The organism is Pseudarthrobacter sp. BIM B-2242, from assembly GCF_014764445.1.
GTDB lineage: Bacteria > Actinomycetota > Actinomycetes > Actinomycetales > Micrococcaceae > Arthrobacter > Arthrobacter luteus_A.
In genome coordinates this window covers 3,625,707-3,641,929 of the sequence record NZ_CP061721.1, presented here as the reverse complement: position 1 = coordinate 3,641,929, position 16,223 = coordinate 3,625,707, and the positions used below count along the sequence as shown (strand labels likewise).

At 65.2% G+C, this 16,223-nt stretch carries 12 protein-coding genes; 9 read left to right on the top strand and 3 right to left on the bottom strand.

What is annotated here, in order from left to right:
* Window positions 1-40: 40 nt before the first annotated feature.
* Window positions 41-973, bottom strand: coding sequence for a LysR family transcriptional regulator (locus tag IDT60_RS16830; RefSeq protein WP_191079918.1), 933 nt, complete (start codon window positions 971-973; stop codon window positions 41-43).
* Between the two features lie 151 nt (window positions 974-1,124).
* On the opposite strand from IDT60_RS16830, the gene IDT60_RS16825 reads away from it, so the two are divergent.
* The 7 genes from IDT60_RS16825 to IDT60_RS16795 all read left to right on the top strand — a co-directional run bounded on the left by IDT60_RS16825 (window position 1,125) and on the right by IDT60_RS16795 (window position 12,798).
* Window positions 1,125-2,429 (top strand): SRPBCC family protein, encoded by a 1,305-nt coding sequence (locus IDT60_RS16825; RefSeq protein ID WP_164204877.1) that lies wholly within the window; start codon window positions 1,125-1,127, stop codon window positions 2,427-2,429.
* Window positions 2,426-3,841, top strand: coding sequence for a ferredoxin reductase (locus IDT60_RS16820; protein ID WP_191079917.1), 1,416 nt, complete (start codon window positions 2,426-2,428; stop codon window positions 3,839-3,841). The genes IDT60_RS16825 and IDT60_RS16820 overlap by 4 nt, the downstream gene beginning before the upstream one ends.
* 98 nt (window positions 3,842-3,939) lie before the next feature.
* Window positions 3,940-5,862 carry a BCCT family transporter gene (locus tag IDT60_RS16815; protein ID WP_191079916.1) on the top strand — a complete coding sequence of 641 codons (1,923 nt, stop codon included), beginning with the start codon at window positions 3,940-3,942 and terminating at the stop codon, window positions 5,860-5,862.
* Between the two features lie 3 nt (window positions 5,863-5,865).
* On the top strand, window positions 5,866-6,795 hold the full coding sequence (gene purU / locus IDT60_RS16810; protein WP_191079915.1) for a formyltetrahydrofolate deformylase: 930 nt from the start codon (window positions 5,866-5,868) through the stop codon (window positions 6,793-6,795).
* A 38-nt stretch (window positions 6,796-6,833) separates the two neighbouring features.
* Window positions 6,834-9,341, top strand: a complete 2,508-nt coding sequence (locus IDT60_RS16805; RefSeq protein WP_191079914.1) for an FAD-dependent oxidoreductase — start codon at window positions 6,834-6,836, stop codon at window positions 9,339-9,341.
* A 116-nt stretch (window positions 9,342-9,457) separates the two neighbouring features.
* On the top strand, window positions 9,458-10,987 hold the full coding sequence (locus IDT60_RS16800) for an HNH endonuclease signature motif containing protein (protein ID WP_191079913.1): 1,530 nt from the start codon (window positions 9,458-9,460) through the stop codon (window positions 10,985-10,987).
* Between the two features lie 98 nt (window positions 10,988-11,085).
* Window positions 11,086-12,798: an alkaline phosphatase D family protein gene (locus IDT60_RS16795; RefSeq protein WP_191079912.1), complete on the top strand. Its 1,713-nt coding sequence runs from the start codon at window positions 11,086-11,088 to the stop codon at window positions 12,796-12,798.
* Between the two features lie 41 nt (window positions 12,799-12,839).
* On the opposite strand, the gene IDT60_RS16790 is transcribed toward IDT60_RS16795, so the two are convergent.
* Together IDT60_RS16790 and IDT60_RS16785 are read right to left on the bottom strand one after the other, a co-directional pair.
* Window positions 12,840-13,679, bottom strand: coding sequence for a peptidase (locus IDT60_RS16790; RefSeq protein WP_223883772.1), 840 nt, complete (start codon window positions 13,677-13,679; stop codon window positions 12,840-12,842).
* Window positions 13,680-13,970: 291 nt separating this feature from the next.
* Window positions 13,971-14,255: a DUF427 domain-containing protein gene (locus IDT60_RS16785; protein ID WP_191079910.1), complete on the bottom strand. Its 285-nt coding sequence runs from the start codon at window positions 14,253-14,255 to the stop codon at window positions 13,971-13,973.
* Window positions 14,256-14,419: 164 nt separating this feature from the next.
* On the opposite strand from IDT60_RS16785, the gene IDT60_RS16780 reads away from it, so the two are divergent.
* Together IDT60_RS16780 and IDT60_RS16775 are read left to right on the top strand one after the other, a co-directional pair.
* The gene (locus IDT60_RS16780; RefSeq protein WP_191079909.1) at window positions 14,420-14,929 is read left to right on the top strand and encodes a hypothetical protein; all 510 of its coding nucleotides are present in this window, start codon (window positions 14,420-14,422) and stop codon (window positions 14,927-14,929) included.
* 178 nt (window positions 14,930-15,107) lie between these two features.
* Window positions 15,108-16,184, top strand: coding sequence for a metallophosphoesterase (locus IDT60_RS16775; protein WP_191079908.1), 1,077 nt, complete (start codon window positions 15,108-15,110; stop codon window positions 16,182-16,184).
* The last annotated feature ends 39 nt before the right edge of the window (window positions 16,185-16,223 follow it).

The following is a 16,223-nucleotide window of genomic DNA, read 5'->3' as shown; positions in this document are numbered from 1 at the left end:
GCGATGGGCACAAAGCCTGCACGCCCCGCGGCGGCAGCGTTCAGAGATCCTCGTCGAGCCGCTCGGTGAGAATCCGGTTGGCATTGAACTGCAGGATACCGAGCGACTCCTGGATCAGGGGTGAGGCGATGCTGCCCCTGCGCACCGCGGCGACGATGCGGCGCGTAGGTTTCGTCTGACCCGTGATGCGTAGCCGAACCACGTTTTCGGCACCATGCAAAGGCGCCAGCCGGGGCAGCAGGCCTACGCCCAGCCCCGCTCCCACGAACGCGATGTGCGTTTCCCATTCAACGGCTTCATGGGCAATCCGCGGCGTCACCCCGACTGCCGTGAACGCCGCGGTGAAGAGGGAATGGTACGTGGAACCGGCGGCCTCGGTAATCCAAGGTTCCGATGCCAGCTCTTCAAGCGTCGCTGTTTGGCGTGATGCCAGCGGATGGTCCCCGGGAATGATCACGTCCAGTGGATCGTCGAGCAGCACTCTCTGCTCGAAGCGTGGATCGTCCTCACCATAACTGTCGGACTGCATGGCGACGATAACCGCAAGGTCGATCCGTTCCGCAACCAACAAGTCGAAACAGCGGGCCGGTTCAGCCTCAAGAACCTGCACCTCCAGCAGGGGGCGTGTCGAGCGCAGGGTGGCGGCCAGCGGCGCGAGCAACTGGGCAGCCGCAGAGGAGAATCCGCCGAGGCCAAAGTGGGACTGCACTTGGTCGCCAGCCTCCATGGCTGCGGCGCGCAGGCTCTCCCATTGGGCAATAAGGGGATCCGAGCCCGCCACCAGAAAGCGTCCCGTCGCGGTAAGCCGCAGGCCCCGGCCGTCTTTCGTCAGCAGCTGCATTCCCAGCACGCGCTGGAGCTCGCGCAATTGCGATGAGACGGCAGAGGGAGAAAAGCCCGTGAGCTCCGCGGTGGCGCCTACGGTGCCGCACCGGGCGAACACGCGAAGTGTGATAAGCCTCGGATCGATCATGCATCTATTCTGCATGGTTATCTTCAAAATCTTGCGCTTTTATTGCAGCTGATGTGACTCTAATCTCATCATTACAGGTACTTCGACCACGCCGTTAGCACCCGTGGTCAACACGCAACACCCACTACCCATGCCTCCCGGGAGGAAACCCATGACTGCTTCAGTGAACGTGCCCCTCAATTCACGCGGAAAAATCGCTGCATCACTGCCTGCCGAGCAGCTGGCAGAAATTACCGCGTTGTTTGAGTTCCGGCGCACCGGCTACTCCCTCGATGCCCCCTTCTACACCGATCCCTCGATCTTCAAGATCGACATGGAGGCCATTTTTGGCCAGCACTGGATCTTTGCCGCAAGCACCGCCGAACTGCCGGAGCCGGGCGATTACGTCACCGTCGACTACGGGCCCTACTCCCTGATTGTGCTGCGCAACGACGACGGCGGCGTGAACGTCCTGCACAACGTATGCCGCCACCGCGGCGCCCGCGTCCTCACGGAAGCGGCCGGCTCAACCGGAAACCTTGTCTGCGGCTACCACTCCTGGACCTACTCCCCGGAGGGCAACCTGATCCATGCCTCCGCGCCGGGGGAAACGAAGTTCGACAAGAGCTGCTTCGGCCTCAAGCGCGCCCACGGCCGCGAGGTTGCCGGACTTATCTTCGTCTGCATCGCGGATGAACCGCCGACGGACTTCGACGAAACCGCAAAGATCTTTGAACCCTACCTGGCGCCCCACGATCTCTCGAAGACAAAAATTGCCTACCAGCAGAACATCATCGAAGAGGGCAACTGGAAGCTCGTCATGGAGAACAACCGTGAGTGCTACCACTGCGACGGCCACCCTGAGCTCGCCTGCTCCCTCTTCCCCACCTGGGGCCTGACGGAGGGCCTGATCCCGCCCCACCTTGAGGAAGTGTGGAACCGGAACAAGGAGGCCCAGTCCTCCCTCGAGGAGCGGTGCCGCCGCTACGGCCTTCCCTACGAGGTGGTCGAGCAGCTGGACACGCGCATCGCCGGAATCCGCATCTCGCGGGAATCACTCGATGGAGACGGTGAATCGTTCTCTGCCGACGGTCGGAGGCTTTCCAAGAAGCTCCTCGGTGACTTGCGCGACTTCCGCCTTGGCCGCTGCTCGATGCACCTGCAGCCCAACAGCTGGTTCCATTTCCTCGGCGACCATGTCATCACGTTCGGTGTCTTCCCCATCAACGAACACCAGAGCCTGGTACGCACCACGTGGCTTGTGGCTGACGACGCCGTGGAAGGCGTCGACTACGACCTGGAGAAGCTCACCTACACCTGGAAGCAGACGAACCTGCAGGACAAGGCGTTCGTGGAGCTGTGCCAGCAGGGTGCCGGCAGTCCCGCCTACGAGCCCGGCCCCTACATGAAGAGCGAATACCAGGTCGAGGCATTCATCAACTGGTACGTGCAGCGCGTGCAGGAGCACTTGGCGTGATTGAACTCCTCACTGAAACGGCAATCCAGGAACCACAGCGTATCCGCGGTCTTGAGATGCCCTGGAACAGGGTGATGGGAAGCACTGAGACACCCGCCCGGGCAGCCCGTGCTTTGGGCCCATGGCATCCGCAGGAGTTCATGGCCGAATGCGTCGAGACCATTCCCGAGGCCGGCGCCATGATGACCTTCGTGTTCCGCCGCTGCGACGGTGCGCCCCTGGCGTTCCGTGCCGGCCAGTACGTGAACGTCGCATTTCCCGTGAATGGCGAGGACCAGGAACCGGTGGACCGCAGCTACTCGCTGTCCAGTTCGCCCACCGAGCCGTGGACCTTCAGCATTACCGTCAAGTGCGACTCCACGGGACTGGTCTCGCCGTGGGTGCACGAGAACATCAAACCCGGCACCGTCCTTGAGATGCTGGGACCGGTGGGAGCATTCCACCTGCCCGATGCTGACCGCCGGGCACGGTATCTTTTGCTGGCCGCCGGCGCAGGCATCACTCCCATCATGTCCATGATGCGGACCATCCACTCCCTGCCCGGACACGCCGATGTTGTGGTGCTCTACCACGGCTCGGACGCTGGAGGCTTTGCCTTCCACCGGGAACTGGCCTATATCGCCTCCGTGGACTCACGCATCAAGGTCTACTACTCCCTGGGCGACCGCAGCATACCCGAGGGGTGGGAGGGACTCAGCGGAAGACTGACTGCGGCCATGCTCGAGGAGGTGGCTCCGGACGCCAACGGCCGCCAGGTATACGCATGCGGTCCTGAGGGCTACCTGAACACGGCCACCGAGCTCCTCAAGAACGTCGGTGTGGACGACACTTCCATCTATATGGAGTTCTTCTCCGGAGACCGCCAGACGCTCCTTGAGTACCAGGCGGAGGTGGCACTTGCAGCCGACGTCGCGGAGGAGATCGCCGAGGAGATCGCCGAATCCGCCGAGGACTACTTTGAAGGCCAGCCCGCCGCGTTCGGGCTCTACGAGCCTGGCTACGACGCCGAGGGGACTCTGCAGGCCTCGGGCCTGCCGCTGGAAATCGTCGGCCCGGAGACGCCCGGCTCCGACCCCTCCGCCGACAGCCCCGGCGGGGAACCGGAAGCCGGTTCCCCTGATGCCTCGAGCTTCGACACGGTGGGAACAGGCAGCTTCACCATGTCCTTCATGCGTACCGGCATCAATGTGCGGATCGACCCCGCCGAGCGCATCCTCGAGGTGGCACAGCGTGCGGGCGTCAGGATCGGCGCGAACTGCAAGGAAGGCATGTGCGGCTCCTGCAAGGTCGTCAAGCTTTCCGGGGAGGTCGAGATGAACCACCAGGGCGGGATCCGGGCGCGGGAAATCTCTGCAGGCAAGTTCCTGCCCTGCTGCTCCACCGCGCAGACGGACCTGGTGATCGATGCCTGAACTTAATTACTGAAGGCCAGGAAGCTCCCGATCTTCCGCCCGGCTTGGGGACGCCGGAGTACAGCGTAAGCCCATGAATTCAAACCAAAGGACTTGACATGGCTTTGAACAGCGACATCCGCACGGATGCCCAACCACCCCTTGACCTGGAGGAGCCCACACCGGTTCCGGCACCGGAGAACTCTCCTTCGTCCCACGACTCACACGACGCGGAGAACACCCAGCAGATCATGCAGGAGCTTCGCCAGACCAAGGCCGAGCAGGCTGTTGCGGAGCGGCGGAACCGTAAGCTCACCCTCGACAAGGCCACCTTCGGCATCACCGGGGTCCTCGCCATTGCCTTTGTGGCCTGGGGCTTCCTGGGCCGGGACAGCCTGGCCGCCACCTCCACACTGGCCCTTGACTGGGTGATGGAGTACACCGGCTGGCTCTTTATGGTCCTCGCCTCGTTGTTCGTTGTTTTCGTCCTCTGGCTTGCCCTGGGCAAGTGGGGCAACATTCCCCTCGGCAAGGACGGGGAAAAGCCGGAGTTCCGGACTGTTTCCTGGATCGCCATGATGTTCGCGGCCGGCATGGGCATCGGCCTGATGTTCTACGGTGTGGCTGAGCCGCTCTACCACTACATCTCTCCGCCGCCCGGAACGGTGGACGGGAGGACCCCGGCGGCCATCCAGACCGCCATGGCCACCTCCATCTTCCACTGGACCCTGCACCCCTGGGCGATGTACGCCGTCGTCGGCATTGCCATGGCCTACGGAACCTATCGGCTGGGCCGCCGGCAGCTGATCTCGGCCGCGTTCACGTCGCTGTTCGGCATCAGGACGGTGGAAGGGCCGGTAGGCAAGTTCATCAACATCCTGGCGATCTTCGCCACGCTCTTCGGCACGGCGGCCTCCCTGGGTCTCGGCGCCCTCCAAATCGGCAGCGGCCTGACCTCCAACGGCTGGATCGGCGAGATCGGCACCCCCGTCCTGGTGGCCATCGTTGCCATCCTGACCGCCTGCTTCGTCGCCTCGGCGGTGTCCGGCATCAGCCGCGGCATCCAATGGCTGTCCAACATCAACATGGTCCTCGCCGTGATCCTGGCGCTCATCGTCTTCATCGCAGGGCCCACGCTGTTCATCCTCAACCTCATTCCCGCCGCGGTGGGCGACTACGCCAGGGACCTGGCCGAAATGTCCTCCCGCACCGAGGCCGTCGGTGACGAGGCCCTGCGCACCTGGATGTCCGGCTGGACCATCTTCTACTGGGCCTGGTGGGTGTCCTGGACGCCTTTCGTGGGCATGTTCATCGCCCGGATCAGCCGCGGCCGCACCATCCGGCAGTTCGTCACCGGCGTCCTGCTGGTACCCAGCATCGTCAGCGTCATCTGGTTCGGCATCTTCGGCGGAACGGCCTTCAAGATCCAGGAGGACGCGGACAAGGCCGGCACGGCCGGCCTCATGTCCATGGCCAGCGGGTCACCGTCCATCGACTTTGACGGAGCCCTGTTCAACCTGGTGAAGAACATGTCCATGCCGGCCTGGCTGACCGCGGCGGTCATCGTCCTTGCCATGGTCCTGGTGGCCATCTTTTTCATCACCGGTGCCGACTCGGCATCGATCATCATGGCGTCCCTGAGCTCCAACGGATCCTCCGACCCGAAGCGCGGACTGGTCATCTTCTGGGGCCTCCTCACCGGCGCAGTTGCCGCCGTGATGATGCTGGCCGGCGGCGATGAACCGTCCGAGGCGCTCTCCGGCCTGCAACGGATCACCATCGTGGCGGCCCTGCCGTTCGTGCTTGTCATGCTGCTGCTGTGCTTCGCCCTGGTCAAGGACCTGCGCCGGGATCCACTGTCCCTCCGGCGCCGGCTGGCGGACTCCGTCGTGGAGCGCGCCATTCGCAGCGGCGTGGACCAGCACGGCGGCGTCCAGTTCGATCTCGTTACCAAGCATCAGTGTGATCAGCACTGTCCGGACGACAGCCGCTGCGCGGCTTCTCCCGCTGACACCCAAGCCCCCGCAAAGAACCAGGAGTAGACAATGACCACAGTCCTCGAAGGCCGCCCCACTGCTAACGTGACGGCGGAGGCCGGCGCCGTCGTCGGCGGTCGCGGCACCGACACCGTACAGTACGTCCTGACCCTTGCGTGCCCGGAGCGCCCCGGAATCGTCCGGGCGATCACCGCGTTCCTGGCTGATCGCGGCTTCGACATCGTTGAACACCAGCAGTTCGATGACCACATCAGCGGCAAGCTCTACCTGCGCACGGCCTTCACTCCCGGGGGCAAGGAAGTTTCCGCGGAAGGCCTCAGCGCGGAGTTCGCTTCCATCGCCGATGAGTTCGGCATGGAATTCGCCATCCATGACGGCAGGCCGCAGCGGCTGCTGGTGATGGTTTCCAAGTTCGGCCACTGCCTCAACGACCTCATCTTCCGCTGGCGCGCCGGCAGCCTGGGTGCGGAAATCGCCGTCGTGGTGTCCAACCACGAGGATCTCCGCCCCATGGCGGAAGCCGCCGGCCTGCCGTTCATCCACGTCCCGGTGACGGCCGCTACCAAGCCCGAAGCGGAAGCGCGCCTGCTGGAACTGGTGGGCGAGTACAACGCGGACCTGGTGGTCCTGGCACGGTACATGCAGGTCCTGTCCAACGACCTGTGCGCCAGCCTCCGCGGCCGCGCCATCAACATCCACCATTCCTTCCTGCCCGGGTTCAAGGGGGCCAAGCCCTACCACCAGGCCTATGACCGCGGCGTGAAGCTCATCGGAGCCACCGCGCACTACGTCACCGCAGACCTGGACGAGGGACCGATCATCGAGCAGGAAGTGTTCCGGGTGGACCACAGCCTGGACCCGAACGCCCTGGTCACCGTAGGCAGGGATGCCGAATCGCAGGCACTGTCCCGCGCGGTCAGGTGGCACAGCCAGCACCGGGTCCTGCTCAACAACACCCGCACCGTCGTCTTCCGCTAACGCCAACGCCCGCAAAGCTACACAGGAGAAACAACACCATGAGCGCATCACCACGCGTTGTCATTATCGGTGCCGGCATTGTCGGAACCAACCTTGCCGACGAACTCGCCACCCGCGGCTGGACCAACATCACGGTGGTGGAACAGGGCCCGCTTGAGCTGGCCGGCGGCTCCACCTCGCACGCGCCGGGCCTGGTGTTCCAGAACAACCCGTCCCGGACCATGACCGAATTCGCCACCTACACGGTGAACAAGCTGCTGGCCCTGACCAAGGACGGCGATTGCTGCTTCAACCAGGTGGGCGGCCTGGAGCTGGCAACCACCCCCGAGCGCCTGGCCGACCTCAAGCGCAAGATGGGCGTGATGACCTCCTGGGGCGTGGAAAGCCGGATGGTCGACGCCGACGAATGCGAAAAGATCTACCCCCTCCTGAACACCGGCGAGCTCACTGGCGGCCGCGAAGTCCTGGGCGGCCTGCTCATTCCCACCGACGGCCTGGCCCTGGCCGCCCGTGCGGTGCAGTTGCTGATCGAGCGTTCCAGTGCGGCCGGCGTGACATACCAAGGGAACACGACCGTGACCGGCATCGCCCAGGAGGGCGGCAAGGTGACCGGCGTCGAAACCTCCGACGGCGTGATCCCGGCCGACATCGTGGTGTCCTGCGCCGGCTTCTGGGGGCGTGAGCTCGGCAAGATGGTGGGCTTGGAAGTGCCGCTGCTGCCGCTTGCCCACCAGTACGTGGTCACCGCCCCCCTTGCCGAACTTGAGGGCGTCAACGAGCTCCCGAAGGGTGCCAGCAAGCCCATCCTGCGCTACCAGGACAAGGACCTCTACTACCGCGAATGGGGCAACCGCATCGGCATCGGCAGCTACGCGCACCGGCCCATGCCCGTGGACATGTCCGCCCTGCCGAAGGTCCCCGCCGAGGAAATGTCGGACCACAAGATGCCGTCACGCCTGGAGTTCACCCTGGAAGACTTCCTGCCGGCCTGGGAGGACAGCCAGGACCTGCTGCCGGCACTGCGCAGCTCCGCGATCCAGGACGGCTTCAACGGCATCTTCTCCTTCACCCCCGACGGCGGCCCGCTCATGGGCGAGCACCCGGACCTGTCCGGCTTCTGGGTGGCCGAGGCAGTGTGGGTGACGCACTCCTCGGGTGTGGCCAAAGCCGTGGCCGAGCTGCTGGTAGAAGGCCGCTCCCGTACCGACCTGCACGGCACCGAACTGACCCGTTTCGAAAAGGTCCAGACCTCGGATGCGTACGTCAGCGAAACCTCGCAGCAGAACTTCGTGGAAATCTACGACATCCTGCACCCGCTGCAGCCCAAGGAATCCCCGCGCGACCTGCGCGTCAGCCCCTTCAACGTCCGGCAAAAGGAGCTGGGCGCGTTCTTCCTCGAGTCCGCCGGCTGGGAGCGGCCGCACTGGTTCGAGGCCAACCGCGGGCTCCTGTCAGAGCTGCCGGAGGAATGGCAGACGCCTCCGCGGGATGAGTGGTCGGCGATGTTCTCTTCCCCCATTTCCGCAGCCGAAGCGTGGAAGACGCGCACCGCCGTCGGACTTTATGACATGACGCCGCTGAAGCGGCTGTCCGTGGTGGGCCCCGGCGCGCAGGCACTGCTGCACCGCCTCAGCACCGGCAACATCGCCAAAAAGCCCGGCGCTGTGACGTACTGCCTGCTGCTGGAGCACGACGGCGGCATCCGCAGTGACGTGACCGTCGCCCGGCTCGCGGAGGAAGACTTCCAGCTGGGCGTGAACAGCAACGTGGACTTCGACTACCTGCGCGTTGAGGCGCGGAAGCAGTCCGCCGCCGATCCCGCCCAGTGGGTGCATGTCTCCGACATCACCGGCAGCACCTGCTGCATCGGCCTGTGGGGCCCGCTGGCCCGTGAAGTCATGGGCAAACTCAGCACGGACGACCTCACGAACGACGGCCTCAAGTACTTCCGCACCAAGGAAATCTCGGTGGCCGGCATCCCGGTCACAGCCATGCGGCTCTCCTATGTGGGCGAACTCGGCTGGGAGCTGTACACCACCGCCGAGTACGGGCTGAAGCTGTGGGACCTGCTGTTCGAGGCCGGGCAGGAGTACGGCATCGTTGCGGCCGGACGCGGCGCGTTCAACAGCATGCGGCTCGAGAAGGGCTACCGGCTGTGGGGCACGGACATGAACACCGAGCACAACCCCTACCAGTCCGGCCTGGGCTTCTCGGTGGCCAAGGACAAGACGGGCTTTGTGGGCGCCGAGGCGTTGGCCGCGCTGAAGGAGCAGCAGCCGGAGAAGGTGCTGCGGTGCCTGACCGTGGACGACGGCGCCTCCATCGTGTTGGGCAAGGAGCCGGTGTACGTGGACGGTTCTGCCGTTGGCTACGTCACCAGCGCAGCCTACGGCTACTCGATCCGCAAGCCCCTCGCCTACGCCTGGCTGCCTGCGGCAGTGTCCGAGGGCCACGCTGTGGAGATTGAGTACTTCGGGAAGCGCATCGCCGCGACAGTCTCTGCCGAGCCGCTCTTCGATCCAGGCATGGAGCGCCTGCGCGGCTAGCCGTATCTGTGATTGAGCCACTCGAAAACCGGGGGCTGCCGTTCCGGCGGCCCCCGGTTTTTGCGCGTTACCAGCGGTCTCGGTTGATTGTCAGACCCCCTTGTCATGATGGGTATATGAGGAATCCGGTGGTGGCGAAGGCGTACGCGGAGATCACCGCTGCCGTTGCTGTGCTCACCGGAGTGGTCAACGGCGTGCTCACCGGTGAGGCGGGCGAATCTGGCCCTGGTGGACTTTCTCCGGGGGTCGATCCGTTGCAGGAATTATCCGGGGATTGCCTGGATATCCTGGCCGGGGCGGCGGGAGCGGACGCGCAAATTGCCGGGCTGAAAGCCCTGACTGCCGCGACATTTGTTGCGGCCGCGGACGCGGCGGCCCCGCCGGACGCTTCGCCACAGGCCCGGGAGATGGCAGTCACCGCCGAGGTCGCGTGTGCCATGACCATTGGCGGCCGGGCGGCCGGTTCGTTCCTGGCCGTGTCCCACGCCCTGACCACTGCTTTGCCGCTGACGTTGGCCGCCCTGCAATCCGGGTCCATTTCCTGGCAGCACGCCCGGGTCATGGCGGACGAAGCCGCCACCCTCGACCCCGCCGGCGCCGCGGCGCTGGAGGCACACTTCCTGGACCCTGACGCGCCGGGCGCGGCCAGCGGCTGTCCCGCCGGGGAGATGCCGGCGTCCCGGTTCCGGCACCGGGCCCGGACCTGGCGCGAACGCCACCACACCGAAAGCCTCGAGAAACGCCACGCCAAAGGCCTCCTGGACCGGCGGGTGGAATACTGCCCGGACCAGGACGGCATGGCCTGGCTCACCGCCTACCTCCCCGCAGACCAGGCCGCAGCCATCTGGAACCGGACCACCGCGATCGCCCGCGGCCTGCAGGGCCCGGACGAGGACCGCACCCTCACCCAGCTCCGCGCCGACGCCTTCGCCACCGCCCTCCTCAACCACGGAAACCAGCTCAGCGGCGGAAACCAACTCAGCAACGGAGACCACGAAGGATCCGGTCCGGGGCAGGTCCCGCCGCCGCGGGCCCAGGTCCTGGTGACGGTCCCGGTGTTTTCCCTGCTCGGCGTCACCGAGGAACCGGCGATGCTGGACGGTTACGGCCCGATTCCGGCGTCGATGGCCCGGGACCTCGTGGCGAACGGGGCCGGCTCGTTCTACCGGGTCCTGATCGATCCGCGGGACGGGGCGCCGCTGGAAATCGGCCGGACCAGTTACCGGCTCACCAAAGCCATGCGGAACTGGCTGCGGCTGCGGGACGGCAAGTGCTCCTTCCCGGGCTGTAACAACCAGTCCCTGGACAACGAAGCGGACCACCTCCTCGCCTGGGCCCAAGGCGGGACCACCGGCATCAGCAACCTCGGCCAGGCCTGCCCGGCCCACCACAAACTCCGACACACCACACCCTGGACCCCCACCCCGGCCACCCAAAACGAACCACCCGGCTGGATCTCACCCTCCGGCCGACGATACCGAAGCGAACACCAGGACTGGGAACCACCACACTGGCCAGACTTACTCAACCAGCCGGACCTGCTGAAACAGCCGGCAGGACCCCGGGGCGGCCCGCCGGACTTCGTCCACCTCGGGGTATCCCTGGGAGAAGACGGCCTGGAGCGGTTCCTCCATGCGCTCGCCTGACAAACGTCCCGTGCGGTTGAGTGGTTGCGCGGTTCAGTGGGGCCCTCGGGTTTTTGGTGCCCATGGTTGCGGCGGCTCCGAACGGGTACAACTAAGTCATGACGATGTCCTCCCTGGTGCTTGGCCCGATGATGCGGTACGTGGATGAGACCTCCGCCAGCATCTGGGTGGAAACCCGAACTGATTCCCGTGTCACCGTCCGCGCAGGTGGCAGCAGCTGGGAGGCCCGCACCTTCGCCGTGCACGGCCACCATTACGCATTGGTGGAGGCGGACGGCATAGAGCCTGGTTCGGTGCTGCAGTACACCCTGGACATCAACGGAACGCAGTGCTGGCCTGAGGCCGCTTCCGAGTACCCGCCGCCGGTGATCGCCACCCTGAAGCCCGGCAAGCCGCTGCGTATGGCCTACGGTTCCTGCCGCACCAGTGTTCCGCACGATAGTGCGGGCAACCGGACCCACGGCGTGGACTCGCTTCGGGCCTATGCTTTGGCGATGGCAGCCGGCGGAGGCCTGGCGTGGCCGGACCTGGTGGCTTTCCTCGGAGACCAGGTTTACGCAGATCTGACCAGCGAGCAGATGCAGGAGTTCATTCGTTCCCGGCGGGACATTGATGCGCCGCCCGGAGAGGAGCTCAAGGACTACGAGGAGTATGCCCACCTGTACCATCTCGCGTGGTCAGACCCGGCTAACCGATGGCTGCTGTCCACCCTGCCCAGCGCCATGATTTTCGACGACCACGACATCCGGGACGACTGGAACTCCTCGCTGAGCTGGAAACAGGAAATGGAAGCAACTTCCTGGTGGCATGAGCGGATCGTCGCGGGACTGGGCTCGTACTGGGTCTACCAACACCTGGGGAACCTGTCCCCGAGGGAGCGCGCCGAGGATGCCCTCTGGCAGCGGATCGCCCTGCACCGGAACGATGAACCTGAAATTGATCTCAGCACAGAGCTGGACAGTTTCGCGGACCGGGCTGATCGGGACCCTGAGTCGTACCGATGGAGCTTCTGCCGGGACTTTGGTGACACGAGGCTGATCGTGGTCGACTCCCGCGCCGCCCGGAACCTGAAACCGGAAAACCGCGGCCTGCTCGACGCCGAGGAAATGGCCTGGCTCGACGCCCAGATGCGCGGGGGATTCCGCCATGTCCTGGTGGCGACGTCGTTGCCTTTCCTGCTGCCGATGGGTCTGCACCATGTCGAGTCCTGGGATGAGGCCGTGTCCGAAGGAGCCTGGGGGAAGCACGTCGGCCAGGTTGGTGAAAAGCTTAGGCGGGCCCTGGATCTGGAGCACTGGGGTGCCTTCCAGAAGAGCTTCCATGCGGTGGCCGTTATGGCTGCCGAGGTGGCGGACGGCATGCGCGGCCCGGCGCCGGATACGGTGACGTTCCTGTCCGGGGACGTGCACTTTTCCTACGTGGCGGAGGTTGAGCGCTCGTCGAGAAGCCGAATTATGCAGGCGGTGTGCTCCCCGATCCGCAATCCACTTCCCCGCCTGATGCGGTCCTTTGGGGCCGTTCTGTCTTACGGCTTTGCTGCCCCGATCGGCGCCCTGGTGGCCCGCTCGGCGCGTGTACCCGACCCGCCCTTTGCCTGGAAACGGGTTAAGGGGCCGTGGTTCGACAACAATCTGGCCAGCCTCGAAGTCACCCCGGAAGGACTGAAACTCTGGTGGCAAACCGGCGTGGTGCACCACGGCGACAACCTGCACCCGAGGCTGGAAAACGTGGCGTCCCTTACCGTGGCTCCCCGGAACACCCAAGAGCACGCGGTGCAAAGCGAAACACTGCCAGGTCGCAGCCAGCCATGATCCCGGGTCTTCATCGTGCACCTGGCCCGTGATCACGGAAGTCACAACCGCGGGACGCACGCCCCGGTTCCCAGGAGGGCCAGCCCGGCCCTGTCGCCCTCGCCGAAGTCGAACTGCCCGGTGTTCTCTTCGTGCATCAGCTGTGTGGGGTCGTCCACGTGGTCCAGTCCCAGGACGTGAGCCAGTTCATGCATGATGATGGCACGGACCAGCGGGGGACCGTCGGGCCGGGAGAGTGTTTCGGCGAGGCCTGGCGCGTCAAGCGTCACCTGGCCGGTGACGGAAACGTAGGGTTCGCCCGGAATCTGGACTGACGCGCTTCCGCCTGTGCCCGCAACCTTGCCCTCAAGTTCGGGTGCTTCTTCCGGCGTTGACCACGTGATCAGGACGGGGGCCCACTTCTTGCCGTACCGATCAGGCTGGTAGGTTTCGCGCGCTTCGGACGGCCCTTCATCGGTGGTTCCGTCGTCGACGAACTGCAGTCCCGAGGCGGCGGAAACTGCGGCCACGGCCTCCTGGATGAGCCGGTCCGTGCCCGGCGGTGCATTGTCCGGCCGGACGACGTAGTGCACGGGTCGGCACGGATCGTAGGCAACAAATGGCTGGCCCGGGTCCGGCGATTTCTGCAGGACGTAGGCCGTGGATCCGCTGGACGCCGGAGGCAGTCCGAGCGGGGACGGCGCCGCCTCAAATCCTGGCGGCGGCACCTTCGCCCCCGGCAGATGGGGTGCGGCCGCCGGCAGTACATAGCGGTCGAAGAGGGTGGGCGTGAAGTACAGGACCACCACCAGCGCGAGGCCCAGGACCGTGGTCGCCCGCCTTTTCCACTTACGCGCGCGGACAGGCCGCTTGCGGGCGTAACCGGTTCGCCGGGCAGTCATTTGTGAAACGGGAGCACTCCGCCAGGGGTCGGGCGCTGGCTGTTTCCCCCGTGCCTCATCGATGGCCCACTGCGGAATGCGGCCGCTCGGTGACCGGCGGATATGCGGAAGATCCCCGTCGTCAGAACCTGAACCCAACAGTTCCCCCTTTTGCCGCTGCATCCATCACTCTGGATGGTCAGCTCAGCTTAGTGGCCGATTCCGGTGGTGCCCGATACTGGCGCGAATGACTGGCGCGCGGACGACGGCGGCCGCCTCCCGCCGTCGTCCGCGTCACCCAGGGTGAGTGGACTACGCCTCGATGGTCACGCCGTGCCAGAAGGCGATCCGGTCCTCGATGGGCTTCGCCCGCGACTTGGTCTCGGGGTAGAACCAGGCGGCGTCCACGTTCAGCTTTCCGTCGACTTCCAAGGTGTGATAGCTGGCGCGCCCCTTCCAAGGGCAGAAGGAATGGAGGTCGCTGTCCCTGAGGAAGTCCGGATTAACGGCGTCCCGCGGGAAGTAGTGATTGCCTTCAACCACCACTGTCTCCCCTGATTCGGCAATGACTTTTCCATTCCAGACAGCCCTGACCATGTGGTTCCGTTCCGTAGGGTGCAGCCCGGCCCAAGCCCGCAGCACGTCGTAGGTATGCCAACGGCCGGGGCAGTGCACTTGTTCCCGGCCGTGTGGCTTGGGCAGAGCATGGCGTGGGCGGACCGTAGGTAACAGGTTGAGCTTCTGGAGCGTACGATCGGGCCATGGCCGCTGACGAAGCTGAACAGAAGCGACGGATTGAACGTCTCGTGCCGTATTTCCGTGAGCTCGGTTCGCGCACCCTCGAAAAGTACGCCCAGGCCGGGATAACCGGGACCATCCCCGGCGATAGCTGGCCCGTGGCGGACGCCTTGTTCAAACGGCGGGACAACGGTTTCACCTACCATCCGCACGGTGCTGTGTATCTGAATGTCACGCGGGAAGGGGAACTCCAGCTCGCCCTCCCGGACCGCGCAGTTCCACTCCATGAGGGCCTGAGCCATTACATCCAGTTTGCCCAGGAAGCGGATCTGGCGGACTCCGGACCGGCCGAAGGCGCCACAGAGTGGTTTCCGCCGCCGCATTTTGTCCTCGTCTGGGAAACGTCCCGGCTCTACATAGACTCGGCCGCCCTCAGCGGCCGCCCAGGCATCACTGCCGGCCTTGTGCCTTTGGAACAGTATGTGGAGGAGAGGGCGCAGCTGTTTGTGGAAGGGTTCCGGGCGGCCCTTTGAGCGTCGGGCCTGTTGGGCCCTCGGGCCCTCTGTCACCAGGACAGCTGCTGTTCACGGCCCCGAAACCATGTGGTCCCTGAACGTTGGTCCTCGCCCTGAAGTCTGTTAAGGCACACGCCCAGCGCAGCCCGGGGGATAACCCGGCCACCTGAGCAGCCATTGACCGAGGAGAACCTCCGTGTTTGTTAGAAGCGCCGTCACCGCCTTTGTGACGCTTTTGTCCGTAACCGGACTCGCAGGCCCGTCCGCTGTTCCCGCCGCCGCGGGTGTTCCGTCCGGCGCGGGTGTTCCCGCCGGCGCCCCCGTCAGCGACCAGGCGTTCAGCTTCGGCGTCATCGGCGACATCCCGTACGGCGCCGCTGAAATCGCCAAGTTCCCGGCCCGGATAAAGGACATCAACGCTGACACCGGGCTGAAGTTTGTCACGCACGTGGGAGACATCAAGAACGGGTCATCCATCTGTTCTGACGAGTACTTCCAGCACATCCGATCCGAGTTCGATACCTTCGAGCACCCGCTGGTCTTCACCCCCGGCGACAACGAGTGGGTGGACTGCCACCGCACCAACAACGGCGCCTACAACCCCCTGGAGCGGCTGGACAAGCTGCGCCAGGTCTTCTTCAACGAACCCGGTAAGACGCTGGGCGAGACCATGCCCGTCACAACCCAGGAAAGCCAGGGCCTGCCGGAGAATGTCCGCTTCACGCAGAACCGTGTGGCTTTCTCCGTGGTGAATGTCCAGGGCAGCAACAACTCCCTGCAGCCGTGGACCGGCCTGGGCGAGACGGCCGCGACACCTGAGCAGCTGGCCGAAGTGGAGCACCGGACCGCTGCCGTCCTGGAGCAGATCCGGACCACCTTCAGCGAGGCTACGCGCCGGAACGACCGTGCCGTGGTCCTGATGACCCAGGCCGACATGTTCGATCCCTCGCTGCTCGGTACGGCGACCGCCGACCCCGAAACCATGTCCGGTTTCCGCGGGATCGTCCAGGCCATCGTCGAGGAGACCAACCGCTTCGACGGTCCCGTTTACCTCATCAACGGCGATAGCCACGTCTATGCCGAAAACCAGCCGCTTGCCGAGGGGTCACCATGGCTGGCTGTCTACGGCCAGGACACGGCCGCTGACCACCTGCAGCGCATCACGGTGGACGGATCCGCCAACGCCACCAACTACGTGAAGTTCAACGTCGCGGCGAACAACGCACGGGGCGCCGAAGTCCTGTCCTGGGAGAAGGTGCTCTTCAGCGGGTAACCGCAGCGGGCGGACGACGGCGGCGCCACCCGTCGTCGT